This is a genomic window from Mycobacterium neumannii (genome assembly GCF_002245615.1).
Lineage (GTDB): Bacteria > Actinomycetota > Actinomycetes > Mycobacteriales > Mycobacteriaceae > Mycobacterium > Mycobacterium neumannii_A.
The window spans coordinates 1-20,861 of the sequence record NZ_NKCO01000008.1 but is presented as its reverse complement, the minus strand read 5'-3'; the positions used below and the strand labels follow the sequence as shown (position 1 = coordinate 20,861).

Genomic DNA, 20,861 nt, shown 5'->3' with positions numbered 1-20,861 from the left:
ACACCTGCGCGGCATTTCTCCGTCGCGCCGCCGCGGGTACTTCCACCAGCATGGCATCACCCGCATCGAGCGAGTGAGGACCGATAACGCCTAGGCCTACCGCTGGTCAATCCGCGAAGTCTGTCACGAGTTGGGCGCCCGACAAGTGTTCATCAAACCGCACTGCACCTGGCAGAACGGAAAGGCAGAGCGACTAAACCGCACCCTGCAAACCGAGTGGGCATACCGCCAGATATTCACCAGTAACGCCGAGCGAGCCGCAGCCCTTGCACCCGGGATCGAGAACTACAACACTCAACGACGCCACAGTGCACTCGGCGGTCTAGCACCGATCAGCCGACTGCTACCAACCTGACGGCTGGGTACATCGGCGGGTCAACGATGGCAGTCACCTCGAGCAGCTTGCTGCACAAGTCCCTACAGGCTTGCCCTAGACGCTGCGCATTCGCCACGAGGCAGTTAACGCAATCCATCTCTACCCACCACAGCCCGGTCTCGGGATCCTCGCACTCCTCGTCGCGCACCTCCCGGCGCGCGGCGTAACCCCATCGTCGCCGTACCGGCTGTCATCCACTCTGTTCCGGAAGGGTCCCGGTCGAACGGCGTCGTGTCGCCGCATATCGCCGTCACGTAGCGTTCCCCGGCTCCAAGCTATTGCGCGTCCTCCACCACGTAAGCGTGCCGGAGGTAGGGGCTGCGCGGGGGACGTTGACTTCCCGGTAGGTGCGACGGTCGGCATCCCAAGGCCAACCCTTCGGCACTTCGCCTCCAAGTGCCACGCGTTTGCAATTCCCTTCCTAATCGCGCTACGGGTCATCGCCACGCGTGCGTCGTGATCTCTCCCCACGCCTCACACTCAGATCGCCGACGTCTCGATGCCAGTCCGGTCGCCCAGTAGCCGCGTCGCTTCGGCGCGACCTTCACGGTTCGACATTGCCGCACTGGCAGCACAGTGCCTGGTAGGTGGGCCGATGCTGGTGCCATCAGTCAACAACCAGCTCAAATCGACGCGAGCGTGGCCAGTCGTAGTCGACCCCTGTTTTGGGTTCGGCATGGTTGGCCCTCGGATGCGCCACAGAACGGACACGGATGGTCCAGGGGCCGGGTGCGGGTTGGCGGCCGTGGTCATGGCTGTCTCCCTCGATGGAGCGGGAGTCAGCTCAGCCGAAGATACCAATGGCAAAGAGTATGACGCTGACCTTGTTTTTGCAGGTCACGTACAGCGTTGAGCGACTCATACCGGAGAAGTACTGACGCTCGATCATCGAGCACTAGCCACTACTGGTTGTTCCACCTGTTGCTTGTGCAAGTGAAATAGACGACGATGCCGACCAAATGGTCGGAGATTACCGACCATCTTTTCGCGGTTGACACGAATCACGACCAAATCCGGCGGCCGCCAAGTGCCGTCACAGCCGCCGGTCAAGCTCGGCCAGCGAACTACCACGTAGGAGCTGTGACCTCGAACCTCTGACCTAGCGGCGGTTTCGTAGTGGTGGACGTACGTGGCCGAGTTCGGGTGGTATTCGCGACTACGGGTGGATGATGATCTGTCCGTCGGTTGCTTCGACCTCGACGCTGTCGTTGCCATCGCTGTTACTGCCTGCTTCGGCAGTAGTAGTGGTCCCGCCAACGGCGTTGGTTGCGATGGCGATGTTATCGGTGTTGTCGTCTCCGAACGAGCCGGCGATGGCATTGAGTAGGGCGTCGAGGCCGTTGTTGGTGGCGGTGGCGTTGTTGTCACTGTTGTTGTTTCCGAACCAACCGGCTTCGGCGAAGATGCTGGAACCATCCGCGAAGTTCGAGGCGTCCGCGTTATTGACACTATTGTTGTGGCCCGAGGTGCCGGCTAAGGCAGAAGCAACGCTGTCGTTGCCGCTGTTGGACGCGGTGGCGCTGTTGGCAGCGTTGCTGTCGCCGACAGAGCCGGCGCCAGCCGACGCGACGCCGTTGTCGCCGCTGTTGGCTGCGGTGGCGGTGTTGTCGGTGTTGTTGTCGCCCGTGACACCGGCCTGGGCGTAGGTGATGTAATCGCTGTTGTGCGGGACCTCTCCGCTGTTAGTAGCGGTGGCGGTGTTGCCGGAGTTGTTGTTGCCAGTCGTGGTGCCAAAGATATTTTGCGTTCCGCCGCCGGCCCAGGCTTCGGCGTTTCCACCCTCCGCGGCGGCGGTGTTGTCGGTGTTGTTGTCGCCGAAGGAGCCCGCCCCGGCGGTGCTGTCGGTGCCGATGACGGTGGCGGTGTTGTTGCTGTTGCCGGAGCCGAGAGAGCCGGCGTAGGCGCTCCCGCTCCCGGTGCCGATACCGGTTCCGTCCCAGTTGCCCGTGATGGTGGCGGTGTTGTTGCTGTTGTCATCACCGCCAGACCCAGCAATGGCGGCGAGGAAGCTGTCTAGGCCGGTGTTGGTGGCAGTGGCGGTGTTGTTGTCGTTGTTGTTGCCCTTCACGCCGGCGCTGGCGGCAAAAGTCCCACCATCGCTGCCGGTGTTAGTGACGGTGGCGGTGTTTTGGTCGTTGTCATCGCCCACAACGCCGGCGGCGACGATGACCACGCTATCGCTGCCGGTGTTGGTGGCGGTGGCCCTGTTGCCAGTGCTGTTACTGCCGGGTCCGCCGCCCAGAACGTCCGGCGTGGTGCCGCCGCCAGCCCACGCTTGGGTGTTATCGCCCTCAACCGAGGCGATGTTGGTCGCGTTGTGATCGCCGAAAGAGCCTGCGCCGGCGGTGCTGTCGTTCCCGGTGACGGTGGCGGCGTTGCTGTTGTTGCCGGAGCCGAGAGAGCCGGCGTAGGCGATGCCGGTGCTGGTGTCGGTACTCGTGATGGTGGCGACGTTGTCGCTGTTGTCGTCGCCAGACGAGCCGGCGATGGCGGCGATGAAGCTGTCGAGGCCGCTGTTGAAGGCAGTGGCGGTGTTACCGGTGTTGTTGTTGCCACCAGAGCCGGCCCCGCTCTCCGTCTCGGCGTTGTCTCCACTGTTTGAGGATGCGGTGGTGTTACCGGTGTTGTTGTTGCCAGCTGAGCCGGCCAAGCTTTCTGTCACGGCGTTGTCACCGCTATTCGTAGCGGTGGCAGAGTTGTCGCTGTTATCAATACCCTTGGCTCCAGCTGCAGCTCCGACGAAGGCGTTGCCGGCGCCGTTGTTTGTGGCGGTGGCGGCGTTGTTGTCGTTATTGTCCCCAACGACGCCGGCGTAGGCGTAGACCTCGCTATCACTGCCCGTGTTGGTGGCAATCGCCGTGTTGCCGGAACTGTTGCTACCTGGTCCGCCGTCCGGGAATGGGAGTTCTGGCCCTGTGCCCCCGCCGGCCCAGGCTTGGGCGTTGTCGCCCTCAACGGTGGCAGTGTTGTAGGTGTTGTTGCCACCGAACGAGCCCGCCCCGGCGGCGCTGTCATTCCCGGTGACGGTGGCGGTGTTGTTGCTGTTGCCGGAGCCGCCGTAGCCCGCGTACGCAGCGCTGTTGTCGCCCCGCACCGAGGCAGTGTTGCTGTTGCTGTCGTTGCCATCTGAACCGGCGCGGGCGGTGCTGTTATCGCCTTTGACGGTGGCACGGTTGTTGACGCCGCCGGCCGCGGTGGCAGTGGCATTAGTGCCCGTGGCGCTGGCCCTACTGTTGTTGCCGCTAGTCACGTTCGCTGTGGCACCATCGCCTTTGGCCTTAGACTTGGTGCCGGTGCTGCCTTCTGGGGTAGAGGCACTCGCGGTGCCTCTTTGCTTCTTGACCACCCCATTCTTCGAGACAGCGACACTCTTTTCCGGCTTCTGGGCTTTAGGCGCCTTGGGTGCCTTCGCGTTTGATGAATCGGACTCGGTTGACGAGGCCGTGTCGTCGGACGGCTTGGCTGATACCACCCACGGCGTCGAGACCAATCCGACTCCGATGCCTAGTGCGACGGCTAGCGCCCCGACTCGCCCGATGCAGCTCGTGTTTTGCATGATGGTCCCCTGTGCACGACGTGGTGTGCGATATTTCCGCTGTTCTGGATTCATGGGCTGAGGGCGCACGCGACAGCGTGCGAAGTGGGTGTATGGCAGATGCATGTCAGCGCCCCCGATGGCCCCGCCTTAGCCCGTTGACGGGCCTTTCTCTGAGTTGGTTCTCAGCTAGCTCACAACGGGCGTGCGAGTGACGGTAGCGCGGTCACTTCGCTGAAACTGTCACTTCCGCAAAATTTTGTTGACCAAGGTTCACGCCAAGGCAATTTCATGCGCAAGATGATTCTCTCTAGGTAACTGTTGCAAAGTCGGACTGCTAGCCAAGCAGTTGCCGCATCCGCGGTGACATAACCGGTCAGGGCATTGACCTAGCGTTCCGAGGCACCTCGCGGCCCAACGGTCTACTACTGGGCCTTCACGGCCTGGCACGCCGCCCACCTCGCAGGTCAAGCACAGCGTTGAGCCTTCAACACCAGAGGAGTACTGGCGCTCGATCATCGACTACTGATACGCGGTGGGGCCCGGACGGGACAGACCGTGGGGTAAGGCGTGCCCCCGATGGACAACTCACGGTCCGGTCTTGCGAACAAGACCCGGCTTGGTAGTCGATCCCGTCCGGGTGGAACCAGACACCCGTCTCTTTCAGGTGCCGAAGTGACGGTATCGATGCGCTGCCACCCGGCGCGTCCGCCGATCGGACCCTTCCCCGGTGGAAAGGTGTGTCCGCCGATCGGGGGACGCCGTCACGGCGCGGGCTCGCTGCGGGCGCCCACCGGCGCCCGACCACCGACGGCCGTGTCGGCGCCGACGTAGTCAACCTGCCAGTGTTTGATGCCGTTGAGCCAGCCGGACCGGAGCCGTTCGGGCGGGCTCAGCGGCCGCAGGTTCGGCATCTCGTCGGCGATCGCGTTGAAGATGAGGTCGATCGTCATACGGGCCAGGTTCGCGCCGATGCAGTAGTGCGCACCCGTGCCGCCGAATCCGACGTGCGGGTTGGGATCTCGCAGGATGTTGAAGGTGTAGGGGTCGTCGAAGACCTCTTCGTCGAAATTGGCCGACCGGTAGAACATGACGACCCGGTCGCCTTTCTTGATCCTCACACCGGACAGCTCGGTGTCCTCGAGTGCGGTGCGCTGAAACGACGTGACGGGGGTGGCCCAGCGCACGATCTCGTCGGCCGCGGTGACGGGCCGTTCCCGCTTGAAAAGCTCCCACTGGTCGGGGAATTCGGTGAACGCCATCATGCCCTGGGTGATCGAGTTCCGCGTCGTCTCGTTGCCCGCCACCGCCAGCAGGATGACGAAGAAGCCGAACTCGTCGTCGGTGAGTTTGTGCCCCTCGACGTCGGCCTGCACGAGCTTGGTGACCAGATCCTCGCCCGGGTTCTTGCTGCGCTCCGCGGCCATTTGCATGCCGTACATGATCAGCTCGACCGAGGCGGCGGTGGGGTCGTTGCGGGTGTACTCCGGATCCTGATCGCCCACCATCTGATTCGACCAGTGGAACAGCTTCATCCGATCTTCCTGCGGCACACCCATCAGCCCCGCGATCGCCTGCAGCGGAAGTTCGGCCGACACCTGCTCGACGAAGTCGCCGGAGCCCTCGGCGGCGGCCGCCTTGACGATCTTGGCCGCGCGCTCGCGCAGTTCGGCGCGCAGGGATTCGACCGCGCGCGGGGTGAACGCACGCGAGACGATCTTGCGCAGATGCGTATGGTGCGGGGCGTCCTGATTGAGCAGGACCACCTTGCCGCCCTCGAGCGATTCGGGATCGGCCTCGTCGCGATAGCGGGGAAGCGCGGTCTTCTTGTTGCTGGAGAAGACGTCGCTGCGTCGCGAGATCTCCTTGACGTCCTTGTGCTTGGTGACCACCCAGAAACCGTCGTCGCCGAAGGCCAGGTTCCCTTTCGTCTGTTCGTTCCACCAGATCGGCGCCACCTTGCGCAGCTCGGCGAGTTCGTCGACCGGCAGGCGTTCGGCATAGATATCTGGATCGGTGAAATCGAATCCGGGCGGAAGGTTCGGAGTCGGCATGGCTGCATTCCTCTATGACGTCGTCTAGTGCCCTCACCGCCTTGCTACACCACGGTCAGGGGCTGGTGAGGCGGGTTCGGGAAAGTCCGACGAAAAGAGAAGTGGAACGTGTTCTCTCCGGCGCGGTAATTGACCTCTTCGTCACGACGAGCACTCCTGTAACAATTCTGCGAAACTGTTCGAACCAACAGTGACGCCGTCGAAGGCCGCGCTCCGGTCTTTCGGCGGTAACCCGGAAAGGGGGCAGCGGTGAGGATCGTCATCAACCCGAAGAAGCTTTCGCTGCTTGGCGCGGGATTGGCAGCGGCACTCATGGCCGCTGCGCCGCAGACCCTCGCCGAACCTGCCGCGCCGGTTCCTTCGCCAGCGCCGCCCGCGGCGCCCAGCAGCGCGCCGGTTCTGGAAGCCGCTGCGCCGGCGCCCGCCCCGCCACCGGCAGCCGCCCCGGATCCGTTGGCGTTGATGCGCCCGGCGCCCGCGGCGCCGCCGCCCGCGCCTGAAGAAGCCGAAACGCCGGCCACCCCGCCCGAGCCCGTCCCGCACCTCGCGAGCCCGGAGACGCTGCCGCCGGGGACCGTGCTGGACCCGACCGGCCGAGGAAACGAGAGTCCAAACGTCAGCTACCTGAAGGACTTGTGGCACGCCGTCCAGAGGCAGGAGATCAGCGGTAAGGAAGCGTTGATCATGGGTCTCGCACAGCGCGGCATGAACACGCCGATTCCGGAGCAGAAGCCCGGACCCTACGTGCCGAACGCGCCGGCAGCTCCCGCGCCGGTGGCGCCGGCCCCACCCGCGCCGCCCGTGCCCGCGCCTTCGGCGCCGACGCCGTAGCCGCGGACTCGCTCCAGCAGCGATCGCACCGTTTGTACGTGCGAATCCTCGATCGTCGACCACAGCTTGCGCGCGATCGGGTTGTCCTGACGGACGAACGTCGCGAACAGTAACCCGCCGTCCCGGCGGCGCAACAACAGCTCCCCGGGCATCCCGACACGTGAGTGTGCACCGAGCAGTACGGAATCGGCGACGGTGGCGCGGATGGGCCACCCGAGGATCGTCCGACTCGACCCGGGGGGCCGCAGCTTGAGTCCGATCGCCGACCACGCCGAGAGCAGACGGATGCGCATGTGAACCGGTGCCCCTTCCAATATCGTGCGCATCCAATCTTCGGCGCTGCAGTCGAGCGGATGCTCGATGCCGACCTCGAAGGCGTCGGCGTAGTCAATGCGCCCGAGCGCGCTCGTGGTGAGCAACGCTTCGGGTGGACGGATCTGCTGAACACGGCGATCGGAGGCGGGGGTTCTTGTCATGGCTGCCTGCTTTCGTGTCGTGTTGCACCCGGCCTGCTTCGCCACAGTCGGCCGATGTCGCGCAGCATCAGCGGATAGACGATCAGGTGACGGAAGGGGGCGATCGCTGTCAGATACATCCGGCCCATCGCGCCGTTGGGCCGGACAAGAACCGCCATCTGCCCGCGGTGAGCGCCGGAGGTACCGGCCACCCAGCCGACATGCAGGACCCCGTGCACGGTTCGGTTGGCGATCTCCACCGCGAATTCGTCGTCGGTGAGGTACAGGGGTTCAAAGTGATCGTGTTCGATGCCGAGTTGTGATGCCGTAGACCGCAATTCCGGCGCGAGCCGGTCCCGCAGCGTCGCGACGCGTACGCCCAGTCCTTCTTTCGGCGTGTCGAGCGCGAGCCACCTTCCGAGCGCCCAACGGACAGCGAACAGCGCGCGTACGACGGGGGAGGTTCTGCCGGGGTCGAACGCGCGCCAGAGTCCGACGAGGTCGCCGAAATCGTCGCGGCCGCCGGCCGTGGGAAGCGCCCAGACGTCGAGAACTTCGAACTCGCCCGCGATTTCGTGGATGCGCCAAGGCCGGGCCAGGTGCTCGGCGCCGGCGAGTCGCTCACCACCAAACATACATAACTGTATGCTTGAATCCGTCACGCCGTCAAGGCCTTAGCACGGGGGTTCCCGATGGTTGCTCAGATCCGCACACCACGGAACGGGTGGATCGACGCCGGACTCGAGGCGTTGGCAGCTGGTGGGCCGGATGCCGTTCGGGTGGATCTACTCGCCAAAGCGTTGGGCGTCACGCGTGGCGGGTTCTACTGGCACTTCACCAATCGACAGGACTTCCTCGACGCCCTGTTGGAGTCGTGGGAGCAGCGGAGCACCGACGACGTGCTCGCACGTGTCGAGTCCGAGGGTGGAGACGCCAGGGCAAAGGTCCGCAAGGCCGGCCTGCTCACGTTCTCGAAGGAACTTCTCCCGGTCGACCTGGCGGTGCGTGACTGGGCCCGCCGCGATCGCGCGGTGGCTCGGCGCCTTCGTCGCGTCGACAACCGACGGATGGAGTATCTGCGTACTCTCATCGGCACTTTCGTCGACGACGCCGCCGACGTCGAGGCCCGCGCCATGCTCGCCTTCTCACTGGCGATCGGAGGTCACTTCATCGCCGCCGACCACGGCGCACTGACCAGACGCGAAGTGCTGGAACGGGCCACGCAGCGACTTCTCACCGAGTGATTTCGGTGTCGCTTGTCGCGCTCAGCGCAGCGAACCGCACCGAAATCAGACCGAGGCGGCCTCGTTGATCTCGTCGAGCCTGCCGGTCGCCTCGAGGTACTCCTGCACCCAGCGCTCGATTACCGTCGCGGTCTTCTCGACCTTGCTGAACTGCCCAACGACCTGACCGATCGGGTTGAACGCCACGTCGACGGACTCGTTCGGGTACTTGTGGGTGGCGGCCACCGCCATCCCGGAAACCATGTACTGCAACGGCATTCCGAGCGGCTTAGGGTTGTTGGGATCCTCCCACGCCTCGGTCCACTCGTTGCGCAGCATCCGGGCGGGCTTCCCGGTGAACGACCGGCTGCGCACGGTGTCCTTGCTGGTGGCCTTGACGTACGCGGCGTGCTGAACCGGGGTGTTCTCCGACTCTTCGACCATCACCCACTGCGAACCCGTCCAGGCACCTTGCGTCCCGAGCGCCAGCGCGGCAGCGATCTGCTCGCCGCTGCCGATGCCGCCGGCGGCCAGCACGGGCACCGGTGCGACCTCCTTGACGACCTGCGGCCACAGCACGATCGAGCCGATCTCGCCGCAGTGCCCGCCGGCTTCGCCGCCCTGGGCGATGATGATGTCCACCCCGGCGTCGGCGTGTTTGCGCGCCTGCGACGGCGACCCGCACAGCGCGGCGACCTTCCGGCCTTCGTCGTGGATGTGCTTGATCATGTCGGCGGGGGGAGTGCCGAGCGCATTGGCGATCAACGTGCACTTCGAATGCCGCAGCGCGACCTCGACCTGCGGGGTGGCGGTGGCCTCGGTCCAGCCGAGCAGTTGCAACGCGTCGTCGTCGCTGTGGTCGACCGGGACGCCGTGCTCGGAGAGGATCTTCTTGGCGAAGTCGATGTGCTCCTGCGGGACGAGATCGTTGAGCGTCTTCTTGAGCACCTCCGGGTCCATATCGGCGGAGTCCATGCCCTCGTACTTGTTCGGGATCACGATGTCCACGCCGTACGGGTGGTCTCCGATGTTCTCGTCGATCCACTTGAGCTCGATCTCGAGCTGTTCCGGGGTGTATCCGACGGCGCCGAGCACGCCGAATCCGCCGGCCTTGCTCACGGCGACCACCACGTCGCGGCAGTGGGTGAACGCGAAGATCGGGTACTCGATGCCGAGGTCGTTACAGATCGGGGTGCGCATGCCTGCTCCTTGGTGTCACCGCTCAAATTGAAACGTGTTCTAGTTTAGTACGCGCCGAGGTCTTGCACGAAAGAGACCTCGTTGCCGTCCGGGTCGGCGACGTCGAGGACCTTCACCAGGCCGGCGATCACGACGACCTCTCCGGTCTCGACACCCAGCTTCGCCAACTCGGCGGTCTGCGCGTCGAGGTCGTCGACACCGATCCGGACCGCCGATCGCCCGGCCCGTGCGTGGTCCTCCATGAGCTGCAGCCAGGCCGTCGCAGTGATCTGCCACTCGGCGACGCCCTCGATCGGCTCGAGGTCGGGGCCGCGCCCCATCACCTCGCAGTACCAGGACCGGGCGGCCACAAAGTCGCCGGTGGCGACGACGGCGGCGATGTCGTTGAACTTCCCAGCCACGGCCCCAATCCTTCGCCGAGATTCAGCGTTATGACGGGATTCGAGCGAAATCCGTCATAAACGACAGTCTCAACGCATGCGGTCAGTCGTAACCGATCAGCCTCCGGAACGACACCCGCCTGCGGTTGCTCGCCCCCTCGACGCGTAACACCGGCCATTCGCGCTCGGCCGCCATCGCGGCGAGCCCGGGCCGCGGGTTCACCGGCCGCGGATTGCCGACAAGAGCCATCAACACCGAGTCCTCGTCGCCGTCGGCGTAGAAGTAGCTGCGTTGCAGCTCAACATCATTGGCCTCGCAGAAACGCTGCACCGCGGTCGATTTGTTGGCTCCCCAGATGACGGGCTTGGCGATCCGGCCGGTGAGGAGGCCGGCTTCGTCGACCTCGAAGTGGTTGCACAACACGTGGTCGATCCCGGTGAACCGGGCGACGGGCTCGGCGTGGATGGTCAGCGCCGAGCTGCTGAGCACGACGGTGTGACCGCGCTGCTGGTGGGCTTGGACGATCTCGTGCATGTAGGGGAACACGCGCGCCGCCACCCGTTCGACGAAGAGCCGCTCGCCGAGCTCGTCGAGTTCGGCCAGGGACTCGCCGCGCAGATAACCGGCCGCGCGGGTGAGGAGTCGCTCGAATTGCATGCGGCCCAACCGGTATCGCAGCGACGCTTCGACCACACCGAGAACCTCGCCGATGCGCGCCTGTCTGCGACGGATGCGGTCGGCGGCGTGTGCCGTGGCCGTGAAGCCGTCGACCAGCGTGCCGTCAAGGTCGAAGAACGCTCCGACGCGGGGACCCTGCGGGCTCGCGGCGACTTCGGCTACCGCGTCCACGCGTTCGGGTATCGCCGGCTGCAGGCTCATAACCTCGTCAGCCTACTGAGCCGAGTACAGTCCCTTGCCCGTCACGAGCGGCATGTCCAAAGTGGTCCGGATCCCCGGCGCGGCCGCCACCACGTCCGGAATCGCGTTGACGATGCGGCCGGCCGCGGCCAGGATCGCCGCGTAGTTGTGGTCGCCGTTGCGACTGGTCGGGCAGATGTCCATGACATAGGACGGTTCGCCGGTGATCTCGACGCGGTACGAACCGCCCGGCTGTGCGGGTTGGGCCCAATCCGGTCGCAGGTCGCCGCGCAACCGGGTGACGTGCTCGACGACGATCGCCGGCCGGCCTTTGACCATGCCCTCGATCAAGAAGCGCACGGCGGCCACCGTGCCCTTCTTGATCGTGCCGACCGCGACGTCGAAGTCCTCGGGGGCAGGCTCCTGTTCGACGGAGTCTTTGATCTCGTCGACCTCGATGCCCAGACCCGCGGCGAGCTGCCGGATCGCGGTGCCCCAGGCAATGCTCAGCACCCCCGGTTGATACAGCATCGGGAGGTCACCGATCTCGTTGCCGAAACCCATCACGTCGAACATGACGGTGGCGCCGTCGTAGCTCGCGTAGTCGGCGATCTCCATCGTGCGGATCTGTTCGATGCTCTGACACGTTCCGGCGAGCGCGAAGGGGAGGAGGTCGGTCACGAAGCCCGGGTCGACGCCGGTCATGAAGACCGTCGAATTACCCTCTCGCGCAGCATCTTCGATGCGCTGGATGTACTTGTCGGGGATCACCTGCCACGGGTATTGCAACACGCCGAGACCGGAGCCGACGACGTCGATGCCCGCCGCGAGGATCTTGCGAACGTCGGCCATCGCGTCGGGCAGTCGGGTGTCGCCCATCGCGCAATACACGACGCACTGCGGTGCGCCGGTGATGATCGCGTCGAGATCGCCGACCGCGGTCACGCCGGTGGTGACGTCGAGGCCGGCCAACTCGCCGGCGTCCTTGCCCACCTTGGCCTCCGACGAGACCCAGACGCCGGTGAGATCGAACCGCGCATCGTCGATGAGTTGCTTCAGTGCGAGGCTGCCGCAGTTGCCGGTTCCGATGAGCGCCACACGAATAGCCATGGCCAGCAGTATGCGTGGTGGCCAGCCGAATTGGAACAGGTTCTAGTTCCGCGCGGGGTGCGGTAGCCTGACGCCCCATGGGACGTGTGGACGACAAGGTGGCTCTGATCAGTGGCGGAGCGCAGGGGATGGGCGCGGCCGATGCCCGTGCACTGATTGCCGAGGGCGCCAAGGTGGTGATCGGCGACATCCTCGATGAGAAGGGTAAGGCGCTGGCCGAGGAGATCGGTGACGCGGCGCGCTATGTCCACCTCGACGTCACCCAGGCCGACCAGTGGGAGGCCGCCGTCGCCACCGCCGTCAACGAGTTCGGCAAGCTCAACGTGTTGGTCAACAACGCGGGCACCGTGGCGCTGGGCATGATCGGCCAATTCGACATGGCCAAGTGGCAGAAGGTCATCGACGTCAACCTCACCGGCACCTTTCTCGGCATGCAGCATTCAGTCGAGGCGATGAAGGCCGCGGGCGGCGGGTCGATCATCAACATCTCGTCGATCGAGGGGTTGCGCGGCGCAGTGATGGTGCACCCGTACGTCGCCTCCAAATGGGCGGTGCGCGGGCTGACGAAGTCGGCGGCGCTGGAACTCGGCCCGCACAACATCCGCGTCAACTCGGTGCATCCCGGCTTCATCCGTACGCCGATGACCAAACACTTCCCGGACAACATGCTGCGGATACCGCTGGGCCGCCCCGGTCAGCCCGAGGAGGTCGCCACGTTCGTGGTGTTCCTGGCCAGCGACGAGTCCCGATACTCGACCGGCGCCGAGTACGTCATGGACGGCGGCCTGACCAACGACGTCCCGCACAAGTAGATCTGGCGCCGCCTCCTCCCGAGGGCACCGACCTCCTCCCGAGGGCGCCGACCTCCTCCCGAGGGCGCCGAACGTGGGTTACCCGCACGTCTTCCGCGCCGCGAGCGTGACATAACCCCACACTCGGCGAGGGGTCTACTCGGCCAGGGATCTAGTCGGCGAGGGGTCTACTCGGCGAGGGGTCTAGTCGGCGAGGGGTGGGTCGGCCGGCGGCGGGCGTGGTCCGGGTCAGGTCAGTCGACGGCGGCGAAGTTCACCGTCGCGGTCGCTCCGACTTCGTCGTCGTTGCCGCGGTAGATGTCGACCTGCACGACCGCCGAACGTTTACCGGTACGCAGGATCCGCGCGACCGCCCTCGCCGGCCCGATCTTGATGGGCCGTAGATAGCGGATGAACAGGTCCGTGGTGGCGATGGCGTGACCGAAAGGGGTGACTCGAGAGGCGAGTTGACCCGCCGTCACGTCGGCCATCGTCGCGATCAAGCCGCCCTGCAGACCGCCCGCGGTGTTGGTGGTCCGCTCGTCGACCGGCATCTCCATCGTCACGGTGCCCTCGGGCGACGGCACCTCCGTCAGGCCGAGTTGGTCGAACAACTCGCGAAGCGACTTGGGCGCGGTCATGGGTAACGACATTACCGCCGTGCGTCGCCGCTGTGTCGGGTGCGTAATGTCGTCAATCGTGAGCGCACGCGCGGGCATCGTCGTCACCGGTACGGAAGTCCTCACCGGCCGGATCCAAGACCTCAACGGACCCTGGCTGGCCGACCGGCTGCTGGAGTTGGGTGTCGAACTGGCACACATCACGATGTGCGGTGACCGGCGCGGCGACATCGAGGCCCAGCTGCGTTTCCTGGCCGACGAGGGGGTGGACCTCATCATCACCACCGGCGGCCTGGGGCCCACTGCCGACGATATGACCGTCGACACCGTGGCTCGGTTCAGCGGCCGAGAGTTGGTGTTGGACAACCGACTCGAGGAGAAGATCGCCGACATCGTGTCGCGGCTGATGGCACGCTTCCCGGACGTCGACGCCGAGGCGATTCGGGTGGCCAATCGCAAACAGGCCCTGATCCCCGAAGGCGCTGACGTCATCGATCCGGTGGGCACCGCGCCGGGTGTGGTCGTCCCCGGCACGCCGACGGTCGTCGTGCTGCCCGGCCCGCCGCGCGAGCTGCAGCCCATGTGGCCGCTGGCGTTGCAGACCGCCGCCGTGCAGAAGGCGATCGCGGGCCGCACGGTGTATCGCCAGGAGATGGTGCGGATGTTCGGGGTTCCGGAATCCGGTCTGGCCGATACGCTGCGCGACGCCGAACGCGAGGTCGACGGCTTCGGACGGCTCGAGATCACCACCTGCCTGCGGCGCGGTGAACTCGAGGTCGTCACCCGGTATGAGCCCGACGCCGCCGAGACCTACAGCGAGCTGATGGCGTTGCTGCGCGATCGTCATGGCGATGCGGTCTTCTCCGAGGACGGCTCGCGAATCGACGACCAGGTGGCCCGGCTGCTGACCGGGCGGCGCATCGCGACCGCGGAGTCGTGCACCGGCGGTCTGTTGGCCGCGCGGCTGACCGACCTCGCCGGTTCGTCGGCGTACGTCGCGGGCGCGGTGGTGGCTTATGCGAACGACGCCAAGTCCGGGTTGCTCGGCGTCGACCCCGCGCTGATCGAAAAGCATGGCGCTGTCTCCGAACCCGTCGCCGAAGCGATGGCCGACGGAGCGCTGAACCGGTTCGGCGCGGACACCGCGGTCGCGATCACCGGCATCGCCGGGCCGGGCGGCGGGACGAAGGAAAAACCGGTCGGCACCGTGTGTTTCAGCCTGAAGCTGGCGGACGGTACTGCGGTCACCAGATCGATGCGGATGCCCGGTGACCGGGCCGATATCCGCGAGCGGTCCACCACGGTGGCCATGCACTTGCTGCGCCGAGCGCTGAGCTGAGCGATGCGCGTTCGCGGCCTCCTGCAGCGGTGCCATGCGGATCGGCTAACGTACGGGTCCGACACAGGAGGAGTACCGATGGCGGAGAACGCGCGCGAGCAGATGTCTGAACGCGCCGTAGAGGTCGGATGGGACCGTAGGGAGGCGGACCGTACCGACTACTACACGCGTAGCCCGGTGCGTATCCACGTGATCTGGCAGGGAAACGACGCCATCAGCGGCGGTGCGCTGTACCACGACGACATCCTGATGGCCTACAGCCGGGACCTGTCCACGGTGTCCGGCTGGCTCAAACGCTGAGTTGAGCGGTCAGGGACGCTGGGGCTTCTGTTCGTCCCACACCTTCAACATCGTCTGCAGGATTTCCTCGGCGCGGCCGAGGCCGGCGAGGTGACTCTCGCCGGGCATCGTGTACAGCTCGGCGTCGCGGAGCTTCGAGACGACGTGCTCACCGTGACGGAACGGAACGATGTGGTCGGCGTCGCCGTGCCACCATCGGATCGGCACGGTGATCTCATCGAGCCGGAAGCCCCAGTCACGGGCGAAGACGACGATGTCGGAGAACGGGGCCGCCAACTGCTTGCGGCTGCCATTGAGCAGGTCGTCGAGGAACATCGCCTTGATCTCCGGCCGGGCCAGAAGCCGGCGATCGCCCTCGGGTGACACGCGACCGTAGAGGTCGGTGATGGGGGAGGCGACCGGCTTGATGAACCGGATCAGTGCCGAGGCCAGCAGCCCGACCGGGATTCCCGCGTACTGGAGCAGCGGTGCGACGCGTGTGCCGAGGTTGCCCATCAGCCCGCCGGGGATCGCGTCGGGGCCGACCGTGGGCGCGACGCCGCCGATGACGCCCGCCACAACCACGCGGTCCGGCATCGCGGCCGCGCATCCAAGCGTGTACGGGCCCCCACCGGACAGGCCGACCACGGCCATCTTGTCGATACCAAGCGTGTCGGCGATGGTGCGCAGGTCATCCGCGAAGTCGACGACCCGCTCGTACCGGTGCGGGGTCGAGGACCCGATCCCGGGCCGGTCGAGGCCGATCAGGCGGATGTTCGCCTTCTCCGCATAGATGCGCGCTTCCATCGGTATCTGACGGCGGGCACCCGGGGTGCCGTGCAGCCAGAAGATGGCGCGGCCTTGCGGGTCACCGAACTCGGCGAAGCCGATACGTCGATCCTCACCGACAGCGACGCTGCCCTCGAGCTTCGGGCGGGCGATTGCGACAACCATGGCGAGAGTGTCTCACGACGCCCGGCCGATCATTCCGATCAGGCCACCTGAAACACGTACGACGCGGCGGTGGTGACTCGGTCGTCGACGCCCTCGTCATGCATCAGCACCCGGACCGCGAACGTGTCGTCGGACCCGCGCAGCGCTTCGGTGTCCACCCGGAATGGGCCGGCCTTTCCGCGCGCCATGAACATCACATGGCAGGACACGCCGTGGAGACGGCCGGTTCCCGCGGCGGCGGCCGCGGCGTCGATGGCGGCGGTCTCGAGGATGACGAACTGCGGTCCGACGTGCAGGGCCGCATCGGGCGATGCGACCTCGACCGACAGTTCGGGCAGCCCCCAGCGGCCGTCTGGCCGGCGATGGCCGCCGAACACCTGCCACAGCGGCGGCAGGTCGGGGGAGTCGACGATCTCGAGGGGGTTGGCCTCCATTCGTTCCAGTCCCTCGGGCGGGATGCCGATGCTGACCCCCTGACCCTCGATCAGCGCGAGCACGCGGTCCGGCTTGTCGGCGTCGACGATCTTTGCGCGGCTGTAGCCCATCTGGCGGCCGACCCTCAGTTCCTCGGATACCACCTCGAAGCGTCGCACGCCCAGGCCCGGATCGAGGATCTGGCAGGAATGGATGACCGGGTTCGGCACCGCCTCCAGGTCGGACATGTGGCCACTCTCGGGTGCCGAGATGCCCAGCACGGCGAACAGCAGCCCACCGGCCGCGTCGCGCATATCGCGGCGCACGGTGACCGTGTTGTCCTCCTCGACGAGGTCCATCTGCGCGTAACTGCGGCCGATGTAGCGATAACTCAGCAGTCCGCCCCAGCGCCTGCGCAGTTCCTCGGCATACTCCTCGGGTGAATCGGACAACTCGCGGATATCGCGCAGCACGCGTACTCCCATCTGAGGTAACGCCGACGGCGGTCTACTGCAGTCGGCGCGGCGATACTTCCATCTGATAACCGGCGGGGAACGTCATCTCGATCACCCGCAGTTCGTCGTGGGCCTTCGACTCGAGTTCGAGGACGACACACCCCTCGCCGAGGTCCTTGGCCTCCAACACCGTGTAATGCTGACCGCCACCGTTGACATCGACGACAGGGTCACCTGAGCGCAGTGCCTCGACCGCTACCAGGCCGGGGGCTTTTGCCGGGTGTGTCTCCACGTGACCAACGGTAGGCCAAGTCACCGCGGCGCTCGAGGGTTTCAGCCGACCGCCAAGGTGTAGAAGAAGCCGCCGACGATGAGCGTGGCCAGGCAGAGCCCGAAGGTTCCCAGAGCGAACGGCCAGCCCCGCGCACGTCGCACCAGCTGCACGACCGTGACGATCAACCCGGCCACACCGATGGCAGCGGCGATCAACAGCGCGTTGATGATCGCGCCGACCGCGCCCGCCTCGCTACAACTTTCGGGAGGGCAGTGATCCAGGAACGCGAGAGAGAAGAGCCCGAACACCGCCCCGACGACGAGCATCGCGGCGGTCATCACCAGGGCGACTATCGAAGCCGCGATGTCCGCGCCGGACACCGGCCGCTTCGGGGGCCGCGGCATCGGGTAGGCGGGCGGATAGCTCGGTTCGACCATGACCGCAGATGCTAGCGACGCGATACCCGGTTTCCTGTCGAAACGCCAGGACATGGACCATCATGGCGCTATTGAGCCAGCCGCACGGGAGGTGCCGATGGACAGCACGATGCAGGACTTTCCACTGACTCTGACCACGATCCTGCGACACGGCACGGGGTGGCACTCCGGTCGCAAGGTGATCACCGCGACGCCCGACGGTTCGCGGGAGATCAGCTACGGCGAGCTCGGAAGGCGGGTGGCCCAGTTGGCCAACGGGCTGCGTGCGCTCGGAGTGACCGAGGGGCAACGGGTCGCCACGTTCATGTGGAACAACCAGGAACACCTCGAGGCCTACTTCGCCGCGCCGTGCATGGGCGCGGTGCTGCACACACTCAACATCCGCCTGGGCGGCGATCAGGTCGCGTTCATCGCCAACCAGGCCGAGGATTCCGTTGTGCTGGTGGATATGTCGCTCGTGGCGTTGTTCGCACCGATCCTGCCGCAGCTGGCGACCGTGCACACCGTGGTCGTGGTGGGGGAGGGCGACATCTCCGAACTCGCCGACGCGGGCCCCACGGTGATCCGGTACGACGACCTCATCACCGAGCAGCCGCTCGAGTACGACTGGCCGGAACTTGACGAAAAGAGTGCCGCCGCAATGTGTTACACCAGCGGCACGACCGGCAACCCGAAGGGCGTCGTCTACAGCCACCGGTCGACGTATCTGCACTCGATGGCCGTGTGCTCGGCCAACGGCATCGGTCTGGCCGACGGTGACCGCGTGTTGACGGTCGTTCCGATGTTTCACGCCAATGCGTGGGGTCAGCCGTATGCGTCGGTGATGGCCGGCGCGGATCTGCTGCTGCCCGACCGGTTTCTGCAGGCCGCCCCGCTGGTCGACATGATCGAGCGTCACCGCCCGACGGTGTCGGCGGCGGTGCCGACGATATGGAACGACGTGCTCAACTTCTTGCACGCCAACCCGGACAGGGACATCTCGTCGCTGCGCAACGTCTGCTGCGGCGGATCGGCGGTCCCACTGGCGATGATGAAGGAGTACCAGGAGCGCTTCGGCGTCGTCATCCGGCAAGGTTGGGGTATGACCGAAACCTCTCCGCTCGCGGCGATTGCGGTCCCGCCACCGGAAGTGACCGGCGAGGACCACTGGACGTTGCGGGCCGCGGCCGGCCGCGCATTGTGCGGTGTGGAGATCCGCATCGTCGACGACCAGGGCGCAGTCCTGCCCAGCGACGGGAAAGCCGTGGGCGAGATCGAGATTCGCGGCCCGTGGATCACCGGCTCGTACTACCTCAACGCCGACTCGAGCAAGTTCGACGAGGGGTGGTTGCGCACCGGTGACGTCGGAAAAATCGATCCTCAGGGCTTCATCACGTTGACCGACAGGGCCAAGGACGTAATCAAGTCCGGTGGGGAGTGGATCTCGTCGGTGGAGTTGGAGCTGCGCATCATGGACCACCCCGCCGTGTACGAGGCGGCGGTCGTCGCGGTGCCCGACGATCGTTGGCAGGAGCGGCCGTTGGCGGCGGTGGTCCTCGACGAGGACGCGTCCGTCACCCCCGACGAGTTGCGGAAACATCTGAGCGACAACGTGCCCCGATTCTGGTTGCCGGAGCGTTGGGCATTCGTCGAGGAGGTGCCCAAGACCAGCGTCGGAAAGTTCGACAAGAAGTTGATCAGGGCGCGGTACGCCGACGACGCCTACGACGTCGTCGAGTGCCGGGACTGATCGCCCAGGCGCCGAACACACGGCGAACCGTTCCGGCGCGGGTGGCGGGTGGTTTACGGTAGCGACGACGGTCAATCCGGTGGCTAGACACCGCGGATGAGGAACGGGGACGAAGACATGCGCCGATCGATCCGACTGATGGCCTCGGCCGCCGCGCTCACGACCGCGGCACCCCTGGGGTTGCTGACCGCCGGCATCGCGGCGGCCAATGACACCTTCGTCCCGATGAACCAGGTGTCGCGGCGTTGCGATTACAGCGAGACCGACTACAACGGCCCGACCGGCTATGGGCGGGGCACGAGCGTCATCAGGTCGAGCGGGTCGAATCTGTCCGCGGATGTCACGCTCGACGTGGCCGTACCCAACACGCGCTACGACGTCCGGCTCATTCAGGTTCCGCGGCCGTCGTCGGCACCGTGCCTCGGCAGCGATCCCGGTGTCGCCATGGCTCCGTTGCAGACCAACGGTGTCGGTCACGGCACCGTCAGCCTCCACGACAGCATCGAACCGGGAGCGACGGGGGCGTGGGTGTGGATCACGCGGCCCGACCCGTTCTCCCAGGACCCCAAGGAGTTCTACACCAGCGACATGATCGTCAAGATCTGACGGCGGTGCGCTCAGGCGGCGACGACGACGGTCAACTCGTCGCCGCGGCGTTCCACCCGCATACCCGCGCGCCGCGCCACGGCTGCGACCGCGGCCGCATCGGCGGGTTCGGATCGCGAGGCCGCCAGTACGCGCGCGAGTCGCCCCTTGTGCGCCTTGTTGAAGTGGGTCACCACGCTGCGGCGCCCGTCCGGATGCTCGGCGACCACGTCCACCCGTACCGCATTGGGCAACCGGCCGAGCGCCGCATACGAACCGGAGCGGAGGTCGACGACCAGGTCGTCGACGGCCCAGTCGGCCAGCACAGGTTCCAGCAGTGGGCGCCACCGCGTCGCCAACGACGGCCGGCCGGGTAGCTTCGACGTTGCCGAGAGCCGATAGGCCGGGACCGGATCGTCGGCGCGCAGCAGTCCGAACAAGGCAGAGCCGACGGCCAGCCGTGCCCTTGCCCGCGCTGCGGCGGCCCCGCGCAGCGATCCGACGTCCAGCGCGTCGTAGAGGACGCCGGTGTAGCGGCTCATCGCTGGCAACGTCGGCGCGACGTGCAACTCCGCGTTGCGCTCGATCTCGGCGTCCTGTGATGCGGAGAGCCCCAGGGCGCGCCGGCATGCGGGCCGGTCGGCGGCCAGTTTTACGAGCTCGTCGAGCAGTTCGGCGCGCAGGGGCCCGAGCTCAGGCGAACTGAGCGACTCCAGCTGCAGTGGGGGCCCGTCGCCTCCGACCCGTTTGGTCTCCGAGGGCGGAAGAAGCACGATCACGCCGCAGAGGCTATCCGGGCGCGGGTCACGCTCAGGCCGGAGGCATCGGAGCCGGCGGCGGCGGGGCGAACGGATCGCCCGGCGGCGGAGGCGGCGGCGGGGCGATCGGAGCGCCCGGCGGGGCGGGCTCGTGCCCGGCCATCATGACCACCGGCGCGGGCGGGGCGCCCGGGACCATCGGC

The 20,861-nt window shown here is 66.3% G+C and carries 21 protein-coding genes and 2 pseudogenes; 8 read left to right on the top strand and 15 right to left on the bottom strand.

Annotated features, from left to right (window positions below):
- Positions 1 to 2 precede the first annotated feature (2 nt).
- Positions 3 to 355: pseudogene (locus tag CEX88_RS11500) on the top strand (integrase core domain-containing protein); the annotation flags it as partial.
- A gap of 644 nt (positions 356 to 999) precedes the next feature.
- Here CEX88_RS11500 and CEX88_RS26595 read toward each other — a convergent pair.
- The 3 genes and pseudogenes from CEX88_RS26595 to CEX88_RS11485 all read right to left on the bottom strand — a co-directional run.
- Positions 1,000 to 1,110: pseudogene (locus CEX88_RS26595) on the bottom strand (zinc finger domain-containing protein); the annotation flags it as partial.
- A gap of 422 nt (positions 1,111 to 1,532) precedes the next feature.
- Positions 1,533 to 3,866 (bottom strand): beta strand repeat-containing protein, encoded by a 2,334-nt coding sequence (locus tag CEX88_RS11490; protein WP_126315861.1) that lies wholly within the window; start codon positions 3,864 to 3,866, stop codon positions 1,533 to 1,535.
- Positions 3,867 to 4,675: 809 nt separating this feature from the next.
- Positions 4,676 to 5,965, bottom strand: coding sequence for a cytochrome P450 (locus CEX88_RS11485; RefSeq protein ID WP_094293593.1), 1,290 nt, complete (start codon positions 5,963 to 5,965; stop codon positions 4,676 to 4,678).
- 249 nt (positions 5,966 to 6,214) lie between these two features.
- Here CEX88_RS11485 and CEX88_RS11480 point away from each other — a divergent pair, with 249 nt between their 5' ends.
- Entirely contained in the window at positions 6,215 to 6,796 is a 582-nt protein-coding gene (locus CEX88_RS11480; protein ID WP_238382051.1) for a hypothetical protein, read from the top strand.
- Here the strand turns inward: CEX88_RS11480 and CEX88_RS11475 are convergent.
- Both CEX88_RS11475 and CEX88_RS11470 read right to left on the bottom strand, forming a co-directional pair.
- Complete coding sequence (locus CEX88_RS11475; protein WP_202931460.1) at positions 6,706 to 7,272, bottom strand: hypothetical protein; 567 nt, start codon at positions 7,270 to 7,272, stop codon at positions 6,706 to 6,708. The genes CEX88_RS11480 and CEX88_RS11475 overlap by 91 nt on opposite strands.
- Positions 7,269 to 7,886: a DUF2867 domain-containing protein gene (locus tag CEX88_RS11470; protein ID WP_094293592.1), complete on the bottom strand. Its 618-nt coding sequence runs from the start codon at positions 7,884 to 7,886 to the stop codon at positions 7,269 to 7,271. The genes CEX88_RS11475 and CEX88_RS11470 overlap by 4 nt, the downstream gene beginning before the upstream one ends.
- 57 nt (positions 7,887 to 7,943) lie before the next feature.
- On the opposite strand from CEX88_RS11470, the gene CEX88_RS11465 reads away from it, so the two are divergent.
- Positions 7,944 to 8,495, top strand: a complete 552-nt coding sequence (locus CEX88_RS11465; protein ID WP_094293591.1) for a TetR/AcrR family transcriptional regulator — start codon at positions 7,944 to 7,946, stop codon at positions 8,493 to 8,495.
- A gap of 45 nt (positions 8,496 to 8,540) precedes the next feature.
- On the opposite strand, the gene CEX88_RS11460 is transcribed toward CEX88_RS11465, so the two are convergent.
- The 4 genes from CEX88_RS11460 to CEX88_RS11445 all read right to left on the bottom strand — a co-directional run bounded on the left by CEX88_RS11460 (position 8,541) and on the right by CEX88_RS11445 (position 12,023).
- Positions 8,541 to 9,674 carry a nitronate monooxygenase gene (locus CEX88_RS11460; protein WP_094293590.1) on the bottom strand — a complete coding sequence of 378 codons (1,134 nt, stop codon included), beginning with the start codon at positions 9,672 to 9,674 and terminating at the stop codon, positions 8,541 to 8,543.
- 44 nt (positions 9,675 to 9,718) lie between these two features.
- Entirely contained in the window at positions 9,719 to 10,075 is a 357-nt protein-coding gene (locus CEX88_RS11455) for a VOC family protein (RefSeq protein ID WP_231987752.1), read from the bottom strand.
- An 82-nt stretch (positions 10,076 to 10,157) separates the two neighbouring features.
- On the bottom strand, positions 10,158 to 10,934 hold the full coding sequence (locus tag CEX88_RS11450) for an HAD family hydrolase (protein WP_066843720.1): 777 nt from the start codon (positions 10,932 to 10,934) through the stop codon (positions 10,158 to 10,160).
- A gap of 12 nt (positions 10,935 to 10,946) precedes the next feature.
- Entirely contained in the window at positions 10,947 to 12,023 is a 1,077-nt protein-coding gene (locus CEX88_RS11445; protein WP_094293589.1) for an NAD(P)H-dependent amine dehydrogenase family protein, read from the bottom strand.
- A gap of 77 nt (positions 12,024 to 12,100) precedes the next feature.
- On the opposite strand from CEX88_RS11445, the gene CEX88_RS11440 reads away from it, so the two are divergent.
- Positions 12,101 to 12,835: a glucose 1-dehydrogenase gene (locus tag CEX88_RS11440; protein ID WP_094293588.1), complete on the top strand. Its 735-nt coding sequence runs from the start codon at positions 12,101 to 12,103 to the stop codon at positions 12,833 to 12,835.
- 233 nt (positions 12,836 to 13,068) lie between these two features.
- On the opposite strand, the gene CEX88_RS11435 is transcribed toward CEX88_RS11440, so the two are convergent.
- Entirely contained in the window at positions 13,069 to 13,455 is a 387-nt protein-coding gene (locus tag CEX88_RS11435; RefSeq protein WP_068199741.1) for a PaaI family thioesterase, read from the bottom strand.
- 58 nt (positions 13,456 to 13,513) lie between these two features.
- Between CEX88_RS11435 and CEX88_RS11430 the strand changes: the two genes are divergently transcribed.
- On the top strand, positions 13,514 to 14,773 hold the full coding sequence (locus CEX88_RS11430; RefSeq protein ID WP_094293695.1) for a competence/damage-inducible protein A: 1,260 nt from the start codon (positions 13,514 to 13,516) through the stop codon (positions 14,771 to 14,773).
- Between the two features lie 78 nt (positions 14,774 to 14,851).
- On the top strand, positions 14,852 to 15,073 hold the full coding sequence (locus CEX88_RS11425) for a hypothetical protein (RefSeq protein ID WP_064393793.1): 222 nt from the start codon (positions 14,852 to 14,854) through the stop codon (positions 15,071 to 15,073).
- 9 nt (positions 15,074 to 15,082) lie between these two features.
- On the opposite strand, the gene CEX88_RS11420 is transcribed toward CEX88_RS11425, so the two are convergent.
- From CEX88_RS11420 to CEX88_RS11405, 4 genes are read right to left on the bottom strand one after another with little or no spacing between them, the layout of a single operon-like run.
- On the bottom strand, positions 15,083 to 16,006 hold the full coding sequence (locus tag CEX88_RS11420; RefSeq protein ID WP_094293587.1) for an alpha/beta fold hydrolase: 924 nt from the start codon (positions 16,004 to 16,006) through the stop codon (positions 15,083 to 15,085).
- Between the two features lie 38 nt (positions 16,007 to 16,044).
- A complete protein-coding gene (locus CEX88_RS11415) occupies positions 16,045 to 16,893 on the bottom strand; it encodes a hypothetical protein (RefSeq protein WP_066843707.1) in 849 nt (282 codons plus the stop codon).
- A 34-nt stretch (positions 16,894 to 16,927) separates the two neighbouring features.
- Complete coding sequence (locus tag CEX88_RS11410) at positions 16,928 to 17,167, bottom strand: hypothetical protein (RefSeq protein ID WP_068199745.1); 240 nt, start codon at positions 17,165 to 17,167, stop codon at positions 16,928 to 16,930.
- A gap of 41 nt (positions 17,168 to 17,208) precedes the next feature.
- Complete coding sequence (locus tag CEX88_RS11405; protein WP_202931459.1) at positions 17,209 to 17,586, bottom strand: hypothetical protein; 378 nt, start codon at positions 17,584 to 17,586, stop codon at positions 17,209 to 17,211.
- A 97-nt stretch (positions 17,587 to 17,683) separates the two neighbouring features.
- Here CEX88_RS11405 and CEX88_RS11400 point away from each other — a divergent pair, with 97 nt between their 5' ends.
- Together CEX88_RS11400 and CEX88_RS11395 are read left to right on the top strand one after the other, a co-directional pair.
- Entirely contained in the window at positions 17,684 to 19,315 is a 1,632-nt protein-coding gene (locus tag CEX88_RS11400; protein ID WP_094293694.1) for a fatty acid--CoA ligase, read from the top strand.
- A 96-nt stretch (positions 19,316 to 19,411) separates the two neighbouring features.
- Positions 19,412 to 19,921 (top strand): hypothetical protein, encoded by a 510-nt coding sequence (locus tag CEX88_RS11395; protein ID WP_082962187.1) that lies wholly within the window; start codon positions 19,412 to 19,414, stop codon positions 19,919 to 19,921.
- Between the two features lie 11 nt (positions 19,922 to 19,932).
- On the opposite strand, the gene yaaA is transcribed toward CEX88_RS11395, so the two are convergent.
- Complete coding sequence (yaaA, locus tag CEX88_RS11390) at positions 19,933 to 20,679, bottom strand: peroxide stress protein YaaA (protein ID WP_066843701.1); 747 nt, start codon at positions 20,677 to 20,679, stop codon at positions 19,933 to 19,935.
- Positions 20,680 to 20,861 lie beyond the last annotated feature (182 nt).

Excerpts from the sequence above, each read along its gene's own strand:
- CEX88_RS11485 (WP_094293593.1), bottom strand. The coding sequence starts at position 5,965 with ATGCCGACTCCGAACCTTCCGCCCGGATTCGATTTCACCGATCCAGAT.
- CEX88_RS11475 (WP_202931460.1), bottom strand. The coding sequence starts at position 7,272 with ATGACAAGAACCCCCGCCTCCGATCGCCGTGTTCAGCAGATCCGTCCA.
- CEX88_RS11470 (WP_094293592.1), bottom strand. The coding sequence starts at position 7,886 with ATGTTTGGTGGTGAGCGACTCGCCGGCGCCGAGCACCTGGCCCGGCCT.
- CEX88_RS11465 (WP_094293591.1), top strand. The coding sequence starts at position 7,944 with ATGGTTGCTCAGATCCGCACACCACGGAACGGGTGGATCGACGCCGGA.
- CEX88_RS11460 (WP_094293590.1), bottom strand. The coding sequence starts at position 9,674 with ATGCGCACCCCGATCTGTAACGACCTCGGCATCGAGTACCCGATCTTC.
- CEX88_RS11450 (WP_066843720.1), bottom strand. The coding sequence starts at position 10,934 with ATGAGCCTGCAGCCGGCGATACCCGAACGCGTGGACGCGGTAGCCGAA.
- CEX88_RS11445 (WP_094293589.1), bottom strand. The coding sequence starts at position 12,023 with ATGGCTATTCGTGTGGCGCTCATCGGAACCGGCAACTGCGGCAGCCTC.
- CEX88_RS11440 (WP_094293588.1), top strand. The coding sequence starts at position 12,101 with ATGGGACGTGTGGACGACAAGGTGGCTCTGATCAGTGGCGGAGCGCAG.
- CEX88_RS11435 (WP_068199741.1), bottom strand. The coding sequence starts at position 13,455 with ATGACCGCGCCCAAGTCGCTTCGCGAGTTGTTCGACCAACTCGGCCTG.
- CEX88_RS11425 (WP_064393793.1), top strand. The coding sequence starts at position 14,852 with ATGGCGGAGAACGCGCGCGAGCAGATGTCTGAACGCGCCGTAGAGGTC.
- CEX88_RS11420 (WP_094293587.1), bottom strand. The coding sequence starts at position 16,006 with ATGGTTGTCGCAATCGCCCGCCCGAAGCTCGAGGGCAGCGTCGCTGTC.
- CEX88_RS11405 (WP_202931459.1), bottom strand. The coding sequence starts at position 17,586 with ATGGTCGAACCGAGCTATCCGCCCGCCTACCCGATGCCGCGGCCCCCG.
- CEX88_RS11400 (WP_094293694.1), top strand. The coding sequence starts at position 17,684 with ATGGACAGCACGATGCAGGACTTTCCACTGACTCTGACCACGATCCTG.
- CEX88_RS11395 (WP_082962187.1), top strand. The coding sequence starts at position 19,412 with ATGAGGAACGGGGACGAAGACATGCGCCGATCGATCCGACTGATGGCC.